17 protein-coding genes are annotated in these 15,770 nt (G+C 72.5%); 6 read left to right on the plus strand and 11 right to left on the minus strand.

The annotated features are described in order from the left end of the window. Window positions 1-110: 110 nt before the first annotated feature. Window positions 111-1,394 carry an MFS transporter gene (locus OIE75_RS23620; protein ID WP_329472060.1) on the minus strand — a complete coding sequence of 428 codons (1,284 nt, stop codon included), beginning with the start codon at window positions 1,392-1,394 and terminating at the stop codon, window positions 111-113. Between the two features lie 63 nt (window positions 1,395-1,457). Here OIE75_RS23620 and OIE75_RS23625 point away from each other — a divergent pair, with 63 nt between their 5' ends. Next, a complete protein-coding gene (locus OIE75_RS23625) occupies window positions 1,458-2,411 on the plus strand; it encodes a LysR family transcriptional regulator (RefSeq protein WP_329472061.1) in 954 nt (317 codons plus the stop codon). Between the two features lie 63 nt (window positions 2,412-2,474). On the opposite strand, the gene OIE75_RS23630 is transcribed toward OIE75_RS23625, so the two are convergent. Further along, on the minus strand, window positions 2,475-3,236 hold the full coding sequence (locus OIE75_RS23630; RefSeq protein ID WP_329472062.1) for an alpha/beta hydrolase: 762 nt from the start codon (window positions 3,234-3,236) through the stop codon (window positions 2,475-2,477). A gap of 157 nt (window positions 3,237-3,393) precedes the next feature. On the opposite strand from OIE75_RS23630, the gene OIE75_RS23635 reads away from it, so the two are divergent. Both OIE75_RS23635 and OIE75_RS23640 read left to right on the plus strand, forming a co-directional pair. Beyond that, window positions 3,394-4,584: an adenosine deaminase gene (locus OIE75_RS23635; RefSeq protein WP_329472063.1), complete on the plus strand. Its 1,191-nt coding sequence runs from the start codon at window positions 3,394-3,396 to the stop codon at window positions 4,582-4,584. A gap of 133 nt (window positions 4,585-4,717) precedes the next feature. Continuing rightward, the gene (locus OIE75_RS23640; RefSeq protein WP_307014780.1) at window positions 4,718-5,086 is read left to right on the plus strand and encodes an ATP-binding protein; all 369 of its coding nucleotides are present in this window, start codon (window positions 4,718-4,720) and stop codon (window positions 5,084-5,086) included. A gap of 86 nt (window positions 5,087-5,172) precedes the next feature. On the opposite strand, the gene OIE75_RS23645 is transcribed toward OIE75_RS23640, so the two are convergent. The 5 genes from OIE75_RS23645 to afsQ1 all read right to left on the minus strand — a co-directional run bounded on the left by OIE75_RS23645 (window position 5,173) and on the right by afsQ1 (window position 9,027). Further along, on the minus strand, window positions 5,173-5,376 hold the full coding sequence (locus tag OIE75_RS23645; RefSeq protein WP_064729508.1) for a PspC domain-containing protein: 204 nt from the start codon (window positions 5,374-5,376) through the stop codon (window positions 5,173-5,175). Window positions 5,377-5,471: 95 nt separating this feature from the next. Next, the gene (locus OIE75_RS23650; RefSeq protein WP_329472065.1) at window positions 5,472-6,023 is read right to left on the minus strand and encodes a VanZ family protein; all 552 of its coding nucleotides are present in this window, start codon (window positions 6,021-6,023) and stop codon (window positions 5,472-5,474) included. 90 nt (window positions 6,024-6,113) lie between these two features. Next, the gene (locus OIE75_RS23655) at window positions 6,114-6,734 is read right to left on the minus strand and encodes a hypothetical protein (RefSeq protein WP_307014783.1); all 621 of its coding nucleotides are present in this window, start codon (window positions 6,732-6,734) and stop codon (window positions 6,114-6,116) included. After that, the gene (locus OIE75_RS23660; protein WP_329472066.1) at window positions 6,734-8,353 is read right to left on the minus strand and encodes a HAMP domain-containing sensor histidine kinase; all 1,620 of its coding nucleotides are present in this window, start codon (window positions 8,351-8,353) and stop codon (window positions 6,734-6,736) included. The genes OIE75_RS23655 and OIE75_RS23660 overlap by 1 nt, the downstream gene beginning before the upstream one ends. Then, complete coding sequence (gene afsQ1 / locus OIE75_RS23665; protein ID WP_159394623.1) at window positions 8,350-9,027, minus strand: two-component system response regulator AfsQ1; 678 nt, start codon at window positions 9,025-9,027, stop codon at window positions 8,350-8,352. The genes OIE75_RS23660 and afsQ1 overlap by 4 nt, the downstream gene beginning before the upstream one ends. A gap of 218 nt (window positions 9,028-9,245) precedes the next feature. On the opposite strand from afsQ1, the gene OIE75_RS23670 reads away from it, so the two are divergent. Further along, on the plus strand, window positions 9,246-10,001 hold the full coding sequence (locus OIE75_RS23670) for a SigE family RNA polymerase sigma factor (RefSeq protein ID WP_307014787.1): 756 nt from the start codon (window positions 9,246-9,248) through the stop codon (window positions 9,999-10,001). A gap of 314 nt (window positions 10,002-10,315) precedes the next feature. Here the strand turns inward: OIE75_RS23670 and OIE75_RS23675 are convergent, their stop codons facing one another. Further along, window positions 10,316-10,918 carry a uridine kinase gene (locus OIE75_RS23675; protein ID WP_329474044.1) on the minus strand — a complete coding sequence of 201 codons (603 nt, stop codon included), beginning with the start codon at window positions 10,916-10,918 and terminating at the stop codon, window positions 10,316-10,318. A gap of 192 nt (window positions 10,919-11,110) precedes the next feature. On the opposite strand from OIE75_RS23675, the gene OIE75_RS23680 reads away from it, so the two are divergent. After that, a complete protein-coding gene (locus OIE75_RS23680; RefSeq protein WP_307014788.1) occupies window positions 11,111-11,515 on the plus strand; it encodes a hypothetical protein in 405 nt (134 codons plus the stop codon). Between the two features lie 84 nt (window positions 11,516-11,599). Here the strand turns inward: OIE75_RS23680 and OIE75_RS23685 are convergent, their stop codons facing one another. Genes OIE75_RS23685 through deoC form a run of 3 tightly spaced genes read right to left on the minus strand, consistent with a single transcriptional unit; the run spans window position 11,600 to window position 14,909 of the window. Further along, entirely contained in the window at window positions 11,600-12,493 is an 894-nt protein-coding gene (locus OIE75_RS23685) for an aldehyde dehydrogenase family protein (RefSeq protein ID WP_329472067.1), read from the minus strand. Continuing rightward, window positions 12,486-13,931 (minus strand): aldehyde dehydrogenase family protein, encoded by a 1,446-nt coding sequence (locus OIE75_RS23690; protein ID WP_329474045.1) that lies wholly within the window; start codon window positions 13,929-13,931, stop codon window positions 12,486-12,488. The genes OIE75_RS23685 and OIE75_RS23690 overlap by 8 nt, the downstream gene beginning before the upstream one ends. A gap of 12 nt (window positions 13,932-13,943) precedes the next feature. Then, window positions 13,944-14,909: a deoxyribose-phosphate aldolase gene (gene deoC / locus OIE75_RS23695; protein WP_329472068.1), complete on the minus strand. Its 966-nt coding sequence runs from the start codon at window positions 14,907-14,909 to the stop codon at window positions 13,944-13,946. Between the two features lie 127 nt (window positions 14,910-15,036). Between deoC and OIE75_RS23700 the strand changes: the two genes are divergently transcribed. Continuing rightward, complete coding sequence (locus OIE75_RS23700) at window positions 15,037-15,714, plus strand: PH domain-containing protein (RefSeq protein ID WP_307014792.1); 678 nt, start codon at window positions 15,037-15,039, stop codon at window positions 15,712-15,714. The last annotated feature ends 56 nt before the right edge of the window (window positions 15,715-15,770 follow it).

Here is a 15,770-nt window from a genome sequence, read left to right on the forward strand (position 1 = left end):
TCGGAAGCTACCGCAGGGGACTGACAATGGCCTGTGCAGCGAATGAAACCGCAGGTCGAGGCGGCCCTTGCAGTCCGGCCCCGACCTGTTCCCCCCGGCCCCCGGGACCCTCAGGCGCCCGCCGCGACCGCCCCCGCGGTGCGCCGTGCCGCCACCGAGCCCGTCACCGTGATCGCCACGACGCCCAGTACCGCCAGCAGGCCGATGCCGACCGTTCCGGTCCAGCCGCCCGCGTGGAAGGCGACCGCGCCGACCGTGCTGCCCGCGCTGGAGCCGACGTAGTAGGCGGACTGGTACAGGGCCGAGGCCTGCGCGCGGCCGTGCTGGGCGGTCTTGCCCACCGCCGAGGAGGCCACCGCGTGGCCGGCGAAGAAGCCCGCCGTGATCAGCACCAGGCCCAGCAGGACCAGGGGCAGGGAGGGGGCGAGGGACAGCAGCAGGCCCGCCGCCGTCGTGCCGCCGCCCAGGTACAGCGCGCCGCGCCGGCCGAGGCGGCCCACCAGACGGCCCGCCGTCGAGGCCGAGACCGTACCGACCAGGTACACCAGGAAGATCGAGCCGATGAGGCCCTGCGGGAGGGAGAACGGCGCCTCCGCCAGCCGGTAGCCGATCACCGTGTAGACGCCGCCGAAGACCGTCATGAACAGCGCGCCGATCGCGTACAGGCGCCGCAGCAACGGGTTGGCGAGGTGGTCGCGGACCGTGCGGACCAGGACGCGTGGGCGCAGCGAACCGGCCCTGAAGTGCTTCGGCGCCGGCAGCAGCAGCCGGAAGGCGACCGCGCACGCCACCGCCACGACGCCGATCACGCCGACGGCGACCCGCCAGCCCCACTCCTGGGCCACCCAGCCGGTGATCACCCGGCCGCTCATCCCGCCGACGCTGTTGCCCGCGACGAACAGGCCGATCGCGGTGACCAGCGCCCGCGGCGTGACCTCCTCCGCGAGGTACGCCGTCGCCGAGGCCGGCAGCCCCGCCAGTGCCGCGCCCTGCACCGCGCGCAGCGCGACCAGCGCCGGCAGCGAGGGGGCGAAGGGGACCAGCAGCCCGACGGTCACCGCGACCGCCAGCGACGCCGTCATGACCGTACGCCGCCCGAAACGCTCCGAGAGCGCGCTCATCGGCAGCACGAACACCGCCAGACCACCGGTCGCGGCGGCCACCGTCCAGCTCGCGTCGCTCGCCGTGACGCCCATGTCGCCCGAGATCAGCGGGAGCAGCGCCTGCGTGGAGTACAGCAGCGCGAAGGTCGCGACGCCCGCGAGGAAGAGGGCGAGGCTCATCCGGCGGTAGCCGGGGCCGCCCGGGGCCATGCGCGCGTCGGAGGTGTCGGGGACGGAGACTGCGGATGCGGCGCCCACGGTGGTGGACGCCCCGGTATCGGCGGGAGTCATACCGTGACCGTACGGAGCCCGTGACTCATCCGTCCAATGCATGGAATGGCCATAATCGTTCCCATGCTGCATCAGCAAAGCTCACAGGCTCGCCTGTCACGGTCCGGTGACACAGAAGACATCGTCGCGCTGCTCGCGCCCCGCCTCGCGCACTTCGCCGGGGTCGCCCGCACCGAGCACGTGACCCGGGCCGCGCAGGAGATGAACGTCCCCCAGTCGACCCTCTCCCGCGCCCTGGTCCGCCTCGAAGCCGACCTGGGCGTCGACCTCTTCGTCCGCCACGGCCGCACCCTCGCGCTGACCGTCGCCGGCCGCACCTTCCTCGGCTCCGTCGAACGCGCCCTCGCCGAGGTCGAGCGCGCCGCCGAGGAGGTCCGCGCGGACGCCGACCCGGCCACCGGCAAGGTCGCCTTCGGCTTCCTGCACACCATGGGCGCCGAGACGGTCCCCGGCCTGCTGCACGCCTTCCGCGCCGACCACCCCCGCGTCCGCTTCAGCCTCGTCCAGAACTACGGCGAGGCCATGCTGGAGCGCCTGCGCGCCGGTGAGCTCGACCTCTGCCTCACCTCTCCGGTCCCGGACGCCCCCGACCTGGTCGCCCGCCGCCTCGACGAGCAGAAGCTGCGCCTGGTCGTCCCGGCCGACCACCCCCTGGCCGCCCGCAGGCGCATCCGCCTCGCCGAGGCGGCCGACGAGAACTTCGTGACCCTGGAGCCCGGCTACGGCCTGCGCCGGATCACCGACGCCCTGTGCGCGGAGGCCGGGTTCCGCCCCAAGGTCGCCTTCGAGGGGGAGGAGGCCGAGACGCTGCGCGGCCTGGTCGCGGCGGGGCTCGGCGTCGCCCTGCTGCCCCCGCCCGCCGTTCCCCGACCCGGCGTGGTCGAGTTGACGGTCACCGCCCCGCGCGCGGCCCGGGAGATCGGCGTGGCCTGGCTGGCGGGCCGCGCGGACACCCCGCCCGTGGCCGCGTTCAAGAGGTTCCTGCTCTCCAGGAGGGGGAGCCTGCTGCCGTCCTGACCCAGGCACCCGGCATCCAGTACCCGGCACCCGGCATCCGGCATCCGACACCCTGCGCTCGCCCTACCGCAGTAACGACTTGCCGAACCCCACCGCCAGCGGCATCCGCAGCCCCAGCGGCGGCGGAGCGGCCAGCGCGTCCTCCACCGGGCGCGAGAAGGACTGCCCGAAGAGGGTGCCCATCACGAAGTCCTCCGCCAGCGCGGCGACTTCCTCCCGGTACTGGCGCAATCCGTGGCCGTCGGAGTGCACTTCGAAGCGGCACACCGCGCGGTTGGCCTTCTTCGCCCGCGAGGCCAGCCGGAACGACAGCTCGGGGTCGCTGCGTTCGTCGTTCGTGCCGTGCACGATCAGCACCTGCCGGCCGACCAGCTGCTTCACCGGTTCGGGCGGTGCGGCCACGTCCTCCTCCGGCAGCCAAGGAGCGATCGCCAGCACCGAGTTGACGGCCTCGTGCCCCGCCGCGCGCAGGGCCGCCCGGCCGCCCATGCCGATGCCGGCCAGGCAGACGGGTACGTCGCCGTAGCGCCGTACCGCCTCTTCGGCGGCCCAGTCGGCGTCCCGGGCGAGGTGCGCCTCGGTGCCGTTCCAGCCGCGGTAGCGGTAGTGCACGACATGCGCGGCCAGCCCCTCGACCCGCCCCGCCCGCGCCACCCGGCGCCCCAACGCCCGTACGGACGCGGCCGCCAGCAGCGGAGAGGGTCTGCGGCCGGACACCTCGTCGCCGCCGGGGAGCAGCAGCACCACTCCGCTCACCGCCGTCCCCTCCGGGCCGAGCGTCCGCCCCAGCCGGGCCTGTCGGACCGGCGTCGCTTGCTGTGCCATGGCAGAACATTCTCAGAAGACCGGGTGTACGCCACCTGTCCGTGCAATCACCGTTACATATCGGCGGAGCTGTACACCGGGGCGCCGCGTTCCGCCCGCATTCACGTTCCTGTGCGTTCGCCCCGCGTTCTACGCGCGTAGGAGTTAGAGTGCGGAAATGACGAGCCAGAACACCGCGCAGAGCGCCGCGGCGAACACCGCGAAGGCAGGGAAGGCGCCGACGCCGGACCAGATCCGCCGGGCGCCGAAGGTTCTGCTGCACGACCATCTCGACGGCGGGCTGCGTCCCGGCACGGTCCTCGACCTCGCCCGGGCGACCGGGTACCCGGACCTGCCCGAGACCGACCCCGACCTGCTCGGGACCTGGTTCCGGCAGGCCGCCGACTCCGGGTCGCTGGAGCGGTACCTGGAGACCTTCTCGCACACCGTCGGCGTCATGCAGACCCGCGACGCCCTGGTCCGGGTCGCCGCCGAGTGCGCCGAGGACCTCGCCGAGGACGGCGTCGTCTACGCCGAGGTGCGGTACGCCCCCGAGCAGCACCTGGAGGGCGGGCTCACCCTGGAAGAGGTCGTCGAGGCCGTCAACGAGGGCTTCCGGGAGGGCGAGCGGCGCGCCCGGGAGAACGGCCACCGCATCCGCGTCGGCGCCCTGCTCACCGCGATGCGGCACGCCGCCCGCTCCCTGGAGATCGCCGAACTCGCCAACCGCTACCGCGACCTGGGTGTCGTCGGCTTCGACATCGCCGGCGCCGAGGCCGGCTACCCGCCCACCCGGCACCTGGACGCCTTCGAGTACCTCAAGCGCGAGAACAACCACTTCACCATCCACGCCGGCGAGGCCTTCGGGCTGCCGTCCATCTGGCAGGCCCTCCAGTGGTGCGGCGCCGACCGGCTCGGCCACGGCGTGCGCATCATCGACGACATCCAGGTCCACGGGGACGGCACGGTCAAGCTCGGACGGCTCGCCTCGTACGTGCGGGACAAGCGCATCCCGCTGGAGCTGTGCCCCAGCTCCAACCTCCAGACCGGCGCCGCGGACTCCTACGCCGAACACCCCATCGGCCTGCTGCGCCGGCTGCACTTCCGCGCCACCGTCAACACCGACAACCGGCTGATGTCCCACACGAGTATGAGCCGGGAATTCGAGCACCTGGTCGACGCATTCGGTTACACGCTCGACGACATGCAGTGGTTCTCCGTCAATGCGATGAAATCAGCGTTCATTCCTTTCGATGAACGACTGGCCATGATCAATGACGTCGTCAAGCCCGGATATGCCGAGCTGAAGTCCGAATGGCTGTTCCGGCAGACCGCTTCGACCAGCGACTATTCGGAGGATGAGCGCTGAACGGGGCCGCACGGTAATACGGGAGAGCGGACCGGCGTTCACAATCCGTCCGCATTTCGATGTTTGCCGCGCGGGGCAGGGCGTGTTTACGGTCGAGCACCGCTCACATCCCCGCAATACGAGGACGCATTTCATGAAGCAGTCTGCTGTCAAGACCCTCGGTGTCGCCGCACTCGGCGCCGTCTTCGCCGCCGCCGGTGCCGGCGCGGCCACCGCGGCCCCCGAGCTCCCCAACACCGCGCAAACGGTGGACTCCGTCGCCCGCACCCTCCCCGCGGAGACCGTCTCACAGGTGGCACCCGGCACGGGCAACGTGCTGGAGCAGGGCCGTCGCGTCTCCGGCACCGGCCTGACCGCCGCGCAGCCGGTCGTCGAGCAGGTGGTCGCCGAGCAGCTCGCCGAGGGCCCGACCGAGCCGGTCGCCAAGCAGCTCGGCGGGGTCCCGGTGCAGGGACTGCCCACCAAGGGCCTGCCGGTCAACGGCCTCCCGCTCGGCGGCTGAGTCCCGCCCTCCCCGCACGCGCCGACGGGGCGCACCCGGCGACACCGGGTGCGCCCCGTCGGCGTACCAGAAGGGAGGTGTGTACATCACCAGGCCGTGCGCGCCGCCTTCTCCTCGGAGGGAAGCAGCAGCCACAGGGCCAGGTACAGCAGGAACTGCGGGCCGGGCAGCAGGCAGGAGACCACGAAGATCACCCGCATCGTGGTGGTGGAGGTGCCGAAGCGCCGGGCCAGCGCGGCGCACACTCCGCCGATCATGCGGCCGTGGGTGGGGCGGGCGAGGCGGGACATCGCGGCTCCTTCGTGAGCGTGTGGGTGGGGCTGCCGTTCGGCTTCCCCTTCATCTGCCCTCCACGCTACGGGGACGAACAGAACATAGCGTCGCTCTACGGGGCGATCCCGACCCTGGGAATCGTCGGGGTCCGACCCTGAGCGGGCTCCTCCCGGGGGACGTCCTCCCGGCCCTCCCGCCGGTACCTGCGGCGGAGCCGGGCGCGGCCCGCCGGAACGACGGCCAGGTGCACGAGGGCCACGCCCGCCGTGTTCAGCAGCAGCGAGTCGACGTCGACGACCTGCCCGGGCACCCCGGTCTGCAGCAGCTCGATGCCCAGCGACAGCAGGATGGCCGCGGCCGTGGTGCGCAGGAGCGAGGCCAGCGGCGAACCGGTAAGACGCCCCCCGGCCATCGGCAGCAGTGCGCCGAGCGGCGCCAGCAGCGCGAGCGCCCCGCCGAGCGAACGGGCCGCCCCGGGCCAGCCCAGCGCCACGTCGGCGCGGATCCCGTCGAACGGGCGCAGGTTGGGCGGCAGTACCCAGGGGACGTCCAGCGGGCGCAGCGTGTACCAGGCGACGAACGCGAGATGTGCGACCAGGAGAACACTTCCTGTCACACGGATGCGGAGCGCGGCGCTGCCGCCGAGGAACCCATGACGCTGCACGTCCCCCTAGACGCGGCCTCCGCCACGCGCGGTTCCGGTCTCTCCCACGCGAGGATGAGGCTTGCGCCACACGGCCCCCACGCGGGGCGGTCAGCCGTCCTTGACCTCGGTGGCCGGCGGCTCGTTGCTGCCCGGCCGGGCGCGCACCTCGTCCGTGCAGGCGTAGCGGCGTGCGGGCCGGTCGTCGGGCCCGGCCAGGACGACCGAGCCGTCCCCCTCGGCCGCCGCCGAGTCGGAGAACGTGCAGACGACCTGGGCGAGGGCGTACGAGGTCAGGTCGTCGGGCGCGGTGCTCAGCCGCAGCGTGTCGTCGGGGTCGCCGGAGCGCGGGCCGGTCACGGCGATCCCGCGACGGACGTCCGTCGTGTATCCGGCCTCCTTCTCGGCGGCCGACGGCGACGCCGCGAGCTGGTCGAGCAGCCCCTGCGCCACCAGCACCCGCCGCCCCGAGTCGGACGTGCCGTCCGGCACCCGCACCGTGCGGTCCACCGCCACCAGCGACGAGCCGCACAGCAGGAACACCTGGGCCGGTACGCCGGTCGCGTCCTGCGCCGACCCGTCCGGCTCGGCGAGCGAGCAGCGCACCCGCGACGGCGCCGGACCGTAGTCCGTGGGCACCTCCGTGGCGCGGATGCCGCACCCGGCGAGCAGTGCGGTCAGCGCGGCCAGCACCGCGAGCCCGGGCCGTGCCGGCAGGCGGCGTACGGTCATCAGACCTGTCCCTTCGCGTCCTTGCCCCTGCTCCCGTCGTCCGGGACGCCCCCGGTGCCGCCGTCGTCGCCGTCGCCGGCGTCCTCGTCCGTGGGCGGCGACGGGTCCTGCGGCAGCCGCAGTACGAACACCGCACCCCCCTCGGGCGAGTTCTCGGCAGTGATCCCACCGCCGTGGATGTGCGCGTTCTCCAGGGCGATCGACAGGCCGAGCCCGCTGCCCTCGGACCGCGGCCGGGAGGCGCTCGCCTTGTAGAAGCGGTCGAAGACGTGCGGCAGGACGTCCTCGGGGATGCCGGGTCCGTGGTCCCGCACCCGGATGACGATCTCGTCGTCCGCCCGTGTCACCGAAACCCTGACCGGCGAACCGCCGTGCTTGAGCGCGTTGCCGATCAGGTTGGCCAGGATCACGTCCAGCCGGCGCGGGTCGAGACGGGCGTGGATGCCGCGCTCGGCGTCCAGGTCGACGGCGTCCAGCCAGGCGCGGGCGTCGATGCAGGCGGTGATCTGGTCGGCGACGTCGACGTCGTCCAGGACCAGCCGGGCGGTGCCCGCGTCGAAGCGGGTGACCTCCATCAGGTTCTCCACCAGGTCGTTGAGCCGCCGGGTCTCGCTCACCACCAGCCGGACCGCGGGCTCGACCATCGGGTCGAAACTCCCGCCCTCGCCCTCGAACTCCAGCTCCTCCTCCAGGACCTCCGTCACGGCGGTGAGCGCCGTCAGCGGCGTACGCAGCTCGTGGCTCATGTCCGCGACGAAGCGGCGGGAGGCCTGCTCGCGGCCCGCCATGTCCGCGACCCGCTTCTCCAGGTTCTCGGCGGCGCTGTTGAACGTCCGCGACAGATCGGCCAGTTCGTCGGTGCCGGACACCCGCAGCCGGGTGTCCAGCCTGCCCTCGCCCAGGCGCCGCGCCGCGACCCCCAGCCGGTGCACGGGCTTGAGCACGGTCGTCGCCAGCGCCTGCGCCAGCAGCGCGGAGCCGAGCAGGGCGAGCGCGGTGGCGATCCCCAGCGACCAGGCCAGCGAGTTCAGGTCCTTGGCCTCCGGTTCCAGCGACTTGAGCATGTAGCCGGTCGGCCCGCCGCCGATCACCTTCGTGCCGGCCACCAGATACGGGGTGTCGTCATCGGTGATCCGCTGCCAGTACAGGTGGTACGGGTGCTTGTTGGCGGAGGTGAGCTTCTGCTCCTTGTTCACCGCGGTGCGCAGCGACTCGGGCACGTCGGACAGCGCGAAGCCGTCCAGGCCGCCGGAACTGCCGTACACGGTGTCCCCGTCGGCGTTCTCGGCGACCAGCAGGACGCCGAACCGCTGGCTGCTGTTGGCCATCTGCCCGGCGGTGTGCTGCAACTCGTCCTGCGTGGGGTGCTCGGAGAGCGCGCCCGCCCGGTTCTGCATCTCCTGCTCGAAGTCGCGCAGCACGGCGTCCTGGGTGCGGGTGAGCACCGCCTCCCGGTTCAGCCAGTAGGCGATGCCGGACGCGGACACGGCGGCGGTCAGCGCGACCAGTCCGAAGACGAGGACCAGCCGCAGCCGCAGGCTGGTGAAGCGCAGCCAGGACCAGACTCCCTTGCGAGCCGCGGTCCAGCCGCGTGAACCCCCCTGGTGTTCCTCCGTCACTGAGGCGGGTCCAGCCGGTAGCCGACACCCCGCACGGTACGGATCAGGGTCGGGGACGACGGTACGTCCTCGACCTTGGCGCGCAGCCGCTGCACGCAGGCGTCCACCAGCCGGGAGTCACCGAGGTAGTCGTGCTCCCACACCAGCCGCAGCAACTGCTGACGGGACAGCGCCTGCCCCGGCCGCCGGCTCAGCTCCAGGAGCAGCCGCAGCTCGGTCGGCGTCAGCTGGAGGTCCTCGCCGTTCTTCGTCACGGTCATCGCCGAACGGTCGATGACCAGGCCGCCGAAGCTCGCCGAATCGCTGGACTCCCGTTCCCCGCGCCGCAGCACGGCCCGGATCCGGGCGTCGAGGACCCGGCCCTGGACCGGTTTGACGACGTAGTCGTCGGCGCCCGACTCGAGGCCCACGACCACGTCGATGTCGTCGTTGCGCGCGGTCAGCAGGATGATCGGCAGCTGGTCGGTGCGCCGGATGCGACGGCACACCTCGAAGCCGTCGATGCCGGGCAGCATCACGTCCAGCACGATCAGGTCCGGCCGCTGCTCGCGCAGCAGCTTCAGACCGTCCTCACCGCTGGCAGCCGTGGCCACCCGGTGGCCCTGGCGGCTCAGCGAGAGCTCCAGGGCCGTGCGGATGGCGTCGTCGTCCTCGATCAGCAACAGGGAAGGCACGGGCTCATTCTGGCCCATGGAGGGGCCGGTGTTCGACCTGTGGGTGCGGAAGCGGGCCCAGCGCGCCGCCGGACCCTGTGAAGGAACGGTGATCCAGACGTGACGGACCCCTGTGACAGGTCTGTGACAGTCGACGGACACGGCCATGAAGTCGCCCCGGCAGGCTTTTGGTCAGCACAGTGAGCCGAACACCGGAAGTCCACGACGGGGGGCGCGAGATGAACACGCTGAAGGGCACCACCAGCGCAGTGGTCACGCGTCTGCACGACGTGCACGGACACCGGGGTTCAGAGAAGTCCGGCGTTGTGAGCGGGCGGGGGTGCGCTCGCGGCGCCGGGCGTCAGCACACCGGGTACATGACGGTGGTCGACGCCCGCCCGGGGGAGACACACGGGGGAACCGCGCACGGGGAGGCAGAGGGGGAGCGTCGCTCCCTGTCGGAGGCCGTGGATGCCGAAGCGGCGTTCACCGCCTACGTCCAGGAGCGCCGCGCCTCCCTGTTCGCCACCGCCTACCACCTGACCGGCGACCGCTTCGAGGCCGAGGACCTGCTGCAGAGCGCGCTGTTCTCGACCTACCGGGCGTGGGACCGGATCAGTGACAAGGCGGCGGTCGGCGGCTACCTCCGCCGCACCATGACCAACCTGCACATCAGCGCCTGGCGGCGCCGCAAGCTCAACGAGTACCCGACCGAGGAACTGCCGGAGACGCCCGGCGACATGGACGCGATGCGCGGCACCGAGCTGCGCACGGTCCTGTGGCAGGCGCTCGCCCGGCTGCCCGAACTCCAGCGCACCATGCTGGTCCTGCGCTACTACGAGGGCCGCACGGACCCGGAGATCGCGGACATCCTCGACATCAGTGTCGGCACGGTGAAGTCCAGCATCTGGCGCTCGCTGCGCCGGCTGCGCGAGGACGAGGTCCTCAGCTTCGGCCGTGACCGGGAGGACGCCTTCGGCGAACTCGTCGCCTGAAGGCAGCGGGGCTGGGGGGCCGGGGGGCCCGCGAAAAAAAGTACGAGCCGGGGTGTATCAGGGGGAGGATGCCGGGCTCTTACTCACGGGGAGGCACCACGGGGGAACAACGGGGGGCCGCTCCGGGGGGACACGGGGGAACGGAACCACGGGGTCACGGGGGATACGGGGGACCCACGGGGGAGTGGGAAATGAGCGGGACTGGAGGGCCGGGGGGTCCGTCCAGTCCCGCTCTTCCGTTTGTCCGTGCGTGCGTGCGTGCGTGCGTGCCGTCCGTCCGTGCGTGCGTGCCGTCCGGGCGTGCGCGCGGGCGCCTACGCGGCCGTACGCGCCGTCGCGCACCGTCCGGCCGCGGCGTCCGCCAGCCGCCCCATCGCCTCGTCGCGGTCGCACGCGTAGGCGCCCAGCGTCGTCTGCCGGGCGATGACCGACCGCTCCTGCCGCATCAGCCGCCAGCCCCTGCGCAGCAGGAACGGCACGGACTTGCGCCCCTCGAGCAGATCCCGCACGAAGCGGCGGCGGAAGGTGGTCACCGGCCCGCGGCTCAGGCACAGGGCGTCGGCCAGCACGCCCAGTTCCCGGCAGCGCGTCACCAGCTCGGCGGCGAAGATGCCCTCCGCGAGGAACAGCGGCGTCCGCCCGATGTCGACCGCCTCCGCGCCGGTGCGGGCGCTCAGCGAGAGGTCGTAGACGGGCACCCGGGTGCGGCCCGTGCGGCACAGCTCCGCGATGGCGGCGACGGCCGCGTCCGCGTCCCACGACCCGGGATGGTCCCAGTCGATGTCGGAGCTCTGGGGCACCGTCGGCAGCGTCGGGTCGGTCCCCTCCTTGTAGAAGTCGTCGAGGCGCAGCACCGGGAGACCGGAGCGGGCCGCGAGGAGGGACTTGCCGGAGCCGGAGGGGCCGCAGAGCAGCACGACTCGGGTCGGTATGAACGGATGGGAGCTCACGGGACACCAGTCTGAGGCATCCCCCGACCGCCGTACGACCCCGCGGGTGGACTTTGCAGTGCGCGTCACATCTCGGTTGCGTTGTGCGGTGACCTGATCGCGGTGTGCGCTGTTATCAGGGCAGTCCGTAGCAATCCACACCAAGAGGTGGCAGCAGCGATGGCCCGACACGCGTCCCCCCGCACCCCGCACGCACAGCGCGCCCTGGTCGCCCTCGCGACCGCCGGGGCCGCCCTGGCGGCAGGAGCGGCGACGGCTTCCGCGGACAGCGGTGAGACGATCGCCGGCCTGGCCCACACCCGCCCCACCTCGCTGGGCAACATCGATCCGCAGGCCGGGGCCGAGGCCCTGACCGGAACCGTGGGTTACGTCACCGGGCCGGTCTCCGACCTCAAGCCCAACCCGCTGGCCGGCACGGGCGTCGACCCGCTGGACAACGGCGTCGGCACGAAGGTCGCCGACTTCCAGCCGCTGACCTCCACGGCCCTGACGGGCCCCGTCGCCCAGGCCGAGTCGCTGGGCGCCGTGCCGGTGCTGGGGCAGGCGACGGAACTGCTGGGCTGACGCGCCCGCACGCGAAGAGCCGCGCCTTCCCCGGACGGAGGGAGGGCGCGGCTCGCTCTCGGTGCGCGCGGTGGCGCGGCTGTTTCAGTACGACGACCCGGACGCGCCCAGCGCGCCCGTCGGGTGCCAGACCGTCTTCGTCTCCAGGAACGCCGTCATGCGGTCGGTGCCCGGTGCCGCGGACCAGTCCGCGTTGTCCACAGCCTGTGGACGCAGGACGCGCTTGAGGTTGTCCGCCGCCGCGATCTCCAGCTCCTTCGCCAGCGCCTCGTCGGCCCCCGCGAGGTCGATCGCGTTGACGTCCTGGTGGGCGGCGAGCGGGGTGGCGATCTCCGCCGTACGGCCGGAGAGGACGTTGACCACGCCGCCGGGGAGGTCGGAGGTGGCCAGCACCTCGCCGAGGGAGAGGGCGGGGAGCGGGGACTTCTCGCTCGCGATCACGACCGCGGTGTTGCCCGTCGCGATGACCGGGGCGAGGACCGAGACCAGGCCCAGGAAGGACGACTCCTGCGGGGCCAGGACGGCGACGACGCCCGTCGGCTCCGGCGAGGACAGGTTGAAGAACGGGCCCGCGACCGGATTGCCGCCGCCCACCACCTGGGCGATCTTGTCGGTCCAGCCCGCGTACCAGACCCAGCGGTCGATCGCCGCGTCCACCTGCGCCGCCGCCTTCGACTTCGACAGGCCCTCGGCGCCGGCGACCTCCGCGACGTACTGCTCGCGGCGGCCCTCCAGCATCTCGGCGACGCGGTAGAGGATCTGGCCGCGGTTGTACGCCGTCGCGCCGGACCAGCCGCCGAACGCCTTGCGCGCGGCGACCACCGCGTCACGGGCGTCCTTGCGGGAGGAGAGCGGGGCGTTCGCCAGCCACTTGCCCTTTGCGTCGGTCACCTCGTACACCCGGCCGCTCTCGGAACGCGGGAACTTCCCGCCGACGTACAGCTTGTAGGTCTTCAGCACGTTGAGTCGCTCAGACATCGAGGTACGCCTCCAGGCCGTGGCGGCCGCCCTCGCGGCCGAAGCCCGACTCCTTGTAGCCGCCGAAGGGCGACGTCGGGTCGAACTTGTTGAACGTGTTGGACCAGATCACACCCGCGCGGAGCTTGTTCGCGACCGCCAGGATGCGCGAGCCCTTCTCCGTCCAGATGCCCGCGGACAGGCCGTACGGCGTGTTGTTGGCCTTGGCGACCGCCTCGTCCGGGGTGCGGAACGTGAGGACCGACAGGACCGGGCCGAAGATCTCGTCGCGGGCGACGGTGTGCGCCTGGGTGACGTTGGTGAAGAGCGTCGGCGCGAACCAGTATCCGGAGGAGGGCAGTTCGCAGGCCGGGGACCAGCGCTCGGCGCCCTCCGCCTCGCCCTGGTCCGCCAGCGCGGTGATCCGGGCCAGCTGCTCGGCCGAGTTGATCGCGCCGATGTCGGTGTTCTTGTCCAGCGGGTCGCCCAGGCGCAGGGTGGCCAGGCGGCGCTTGAGGGAGTCGAGCAGCTCGTCGTGGATCGACTCCTGGACCAGCAGGCGGGAACCCGCGCAGCAGACCTGGCCCTGGTTGAAGAAGATGCCGCTCACGATGCCCTCGACGGCCTGGTCGATGGGGGCGTCGTCGAAGACGATGTTGGCGCCCTTGCCGCCCAGTTCGAGGGTGAGCTTCTTGCGGGTGCCCGCGACCGTGCGCGCGATCTCCTTGCCGACGGCCGTGGAGCCGGTGAAGGCGACCTTGTTCACGTCGGGGTGGGCGATCAGCGCGGCGCCGGCGCGGCCGTCGCCGGTGACGATGTTGACGACGCCCCGGGGCAGGCCCGCCTGACGGCAGATGTCCGCGAAGAACAGGGCGGAGAGCGGGGTCGTCTCGGCGGGCTTGAGGACGACCGTGTTGCCGGTCGCCAGGGCCGGGGCGATCTTCCACGCCAGCATCAGGAGCGGGAAGTTCCAGGGGATGACCTGGCCCGCGACGCCCAGCGGGCGCGGGTTCGCACCGTAGCCGGCGTGGTCGAGCTTGTCGGCCCAGCCCGCGTAGTAGAAGAAGTGCGCGGCGACCAGGGGGAGGTCCGCGTCGCGCGTCTCCCTGATCGGCTTGCCGTTGTCCAGGGTCTCCAGGACGGCCAGCTCGCGGCTGCGCTCCTGGATGATCCGGGCGATGCGGAAGAGGTACTTCGCGCGCTCGGCGCCGGGGAGCGCCGACCACGTCTCGAAGGCCTTGCGGGCGGCCTTGACGGCCCGGTCCACGTCCGCCTCGCCGGCCTCGGCGACCTCGGAGAGGACCTCCTCGGTCGAGGGGGAGACCGTCTTGAAGACCTTGCCGTCGGCGGCCTCGGTGAACTCCCCGTCGATGAACAGGCCGTACGACGGGGCGATGTCGACGACCGCGCGCGACTCCGGCGCCGGTGCGTACTCGAATGCGGGTGTCTGCGTTTCCATGGTCATGGGGTCTCAGTCCACCGTCACGTAGTCGGGGCCGCTGTAACGGCCGGTGGCCAGCTTCTGGCGCTGCATCAGCAGGTCGTTCAGCAGCGAGGAGGCGCCGAAGCGGAACCAGTGGTTGTCCAGCCAGTCCTCGCCCGCGGTCTCGTTGACCAGGACCAGGAACTTGATCGCGTCCTTGGCGGTGCGGATGCCGCCGGCCGGCTTCACGCCGACCTGGACGCCGGTCTGCGCGCGGAAGTCGCGGACCGCCTCCAGCATCAGGAGGGTGTTGGAGGGCGTGGCGTTGACCGCGACCTTGCCGGTCGAGGTCTTGATGAAGTCCGCCCCGGCCAGCATGCCGAGCCAGCTGGCGCGCCGGATGTTGTCGTACGTCGACAGCTCGCCGGTCTCGAAGATGACCTTGAGGCGGGCGGACGTCCCGCAGGCCTCCCGTACGGCGGTGATCTCGTCGTACACCTTCATGTAGTGCCCCGCGAGGAACGCCCCGCGGTCGATGACCATGTCGACCTCGTCCGCGCCCGCAGCCACGGCCTCGCGCACGTCGGCCAGCTTGACGGCCAGCGAGGCGCGGCCCGCCGGGAACGCGGTGGCGACCGAGGCGACCTTCACGTCCGAGCCGGCGACGGCCGCCTTCGCGGCGGGCACCATGTCGGGATAGACGCAGACGGCCGCCGTGGCGGGGGCCGTGCGGTCGGTCGGGTCGGGGCGGACCGCCTTCGCGCCGAGCGCCCGGACCTTGCCGGGGGTGTCCGCGCCTTCCAGCGTCGTCAGGTCGACCATCGAGATGGCGAGGTCGAGGGCGTACGCCTTCGCGGTGGTCTTGATGGAACGGGTGCCGAGCGAGGCGGCGCGCGCCTCCAGGCCGACCGTGTCGACGCCGGGCAGTCCGTGGAGGAAGCGGCGCAGCGTGCTGTCGGACGCGGTGACGTCGGCGAGTCCGTGTGCGGATGCAGCAGGTGCAGTGGTGGGCATGGTCACCAGGCGAGCATATCTACGCGCGTAGCGGCTGTACAGTCCCGGGCGCTCATTCGTCCTGACGGCATCGCCCATGAGCGTCCCGGCGGCCGTCGGCGACAACCGGTCGTGCACAATCGGCAGCATGACGACCCCGGATCCCCAGTCCCCCTCGCCGCAGCCTCCGGTGCCCGCGTCCAAGGACCGCGTCTACCGCTCGCCCGCGGGCATCGCCGGTGGCGTGCTGCTGCTCGCGCTCGCCCTGTGGCTCGGTATCGACGCCGTCGTCGCGGGCGAGGGGCGCACTCCGTGGACGGCTGCCGCGGCGCTGCTCTTCCTGGTACCGCTGATCGCCGCCTACACGGTGCGGCCCGCCGTCTTCGCCGGCGAGGACCGGATGCGGGTGCGCAATCCCTTCCGCGTGATCGTGCTGCCCTGGGGGCAGGTCGAGTCGTTCCGGTCCGCCTACTCCAACGAGGTCTTCAGCGAGGCCGGCGACAAGTACCAGCTGTGGGCCCTTCCGGTCTCGCTGCGCGGGCGCAAGAAGGCGGCGCGGCAGGAGTCCCGGCGGGTGGCCGGGGGTGGCCGGGGGCGGGGCGGTCTGCTCGGGGGCGGCCGGGGGGCCGGTTCCGGCGGGGCCGTGGACGGAGCGCCGGTGCGGGCCGAGGCCGACAAGGTCATGGACGAGCTGCGGGAGCTGTGGGAGGCGCGGAAGGACGCCGAGACCTCGCGGGGTGAGGTGGCTGTGCGGTGGGCCTGGGAGGTTGTGGTGCCGGTGGTGGTGGGGGCCGTGGGGCTGGCGGTGCTGCTGGGGACTGGGTGAGTGGGTGGCCGGGTCGCCGGGAGGTCAATTTGCCGGGTGGCCGGGTGGCCGGGTGG

Origin of the sequence: Streptomyces sp. NBC_01723 (assembly GCF_036246005.1) — a bacterium.
Lineage (GTDB): Bacteria > Actinomycetota > Actinomycetes > Streptomycetales > Streptomycetaceae > Streptomyces.

Excerpts from the sequence above, each read along its gene's own strand:
- OIE75_RS23620 (WP_329472060.1), bottom strand. The coding sequence starts at position 1,394 with ATGACTCCCGCCGATACCGGGGCGTCCACCACCGTGGGCGCCGCATCC.
- OIE75_RS23625 (WP_329472061.1), top strand. The coding sequence starts at position 1,458 with ATGCTGCATCAGCAAAGCTCACAGGCTCGCCTGTCACGGTCCGGTGAC.
- OIE75_RS23630 (WP_329472062.1), bottom strand. The coding sequence starts at position 3,236 with ATGGCACAGCAAGCGACGCCGGTCCGACAGGCCCGGCTGGGGCGGACG.
- OIE75_RS23635 (WP_329472063.1), top strand. The coding sequence starts at position 3,394 with ATGACGAGCCAGAACACCGCGCAGAGCGCCGCGGCGAACACCGCGAAG.
- OIE75_RS23640 (WP_307014780.1), top strand. The coding sequence starts at position 4,718 with ATGAAGCAGTCTGCTGTCAAGACCCTCGGTGTCGCCGCACTCGGCGCC.
- OIE75_RS23645 (WP_064729508.1), bottom strand. The coding sequence starts at position 5,376 with ATGTCCCGCCTCGCCCGCCCCACCCACGGCCGCATGATCGGCGGAGTG.
- OIE75_RS23655 (WP_307014783.1), bottom strand. The coding sequence starts at position 6,734 with ATGACCGTACGCCGCCTGCCGGCACGGCCCGGGCTCGCGGTGCTGGCC.
- OIE75_RS23670 (WP_307014787.1), top strand. The coding sequence starts at position 9,246 with ATGAACACGCTGAAGGGCACCACCAGCGCAGTGGTCACGCGTCTGCAC.
- OIE75_RS23680 (WP_307014788.1), top strand. The coding sequence starts at position 11,111 with ATGGCCCGACACGCGTCCCCCCGCACCCCGCACGCACAGCGCGCCCTG.
- OIE75_RS23685 (WP_329472067.1), bottom strand. The coding sequence starts at position 12,493 with ATGTCTGAGCGACTCAACGTGCTGAAGACCTACAAGCTGTACGTCGGC.
- OIE75_RS23690 (WP_329474045.1), bottom strand. The coding sequence starts at position 13,931 with ATGGAAACGCAGACACCCGCATTCGAGTACGCACCGGCGCCGGAGTCG.
- deoC (WP_329472068.1), bottom strand. The coding sequence starts at position 14,909 with ATGCCCACCACTGCACCTGCTGCATCCGCACACGGACTCGCCGACGTC.
- OIE75_RS23700 (WP_307014792.1), top strand. The coding sequence starts at position 15,037 with ATGACGACCCCGGATCCCCAGTCCCCCTCGCCGCAGCCTCCGGTGCCC.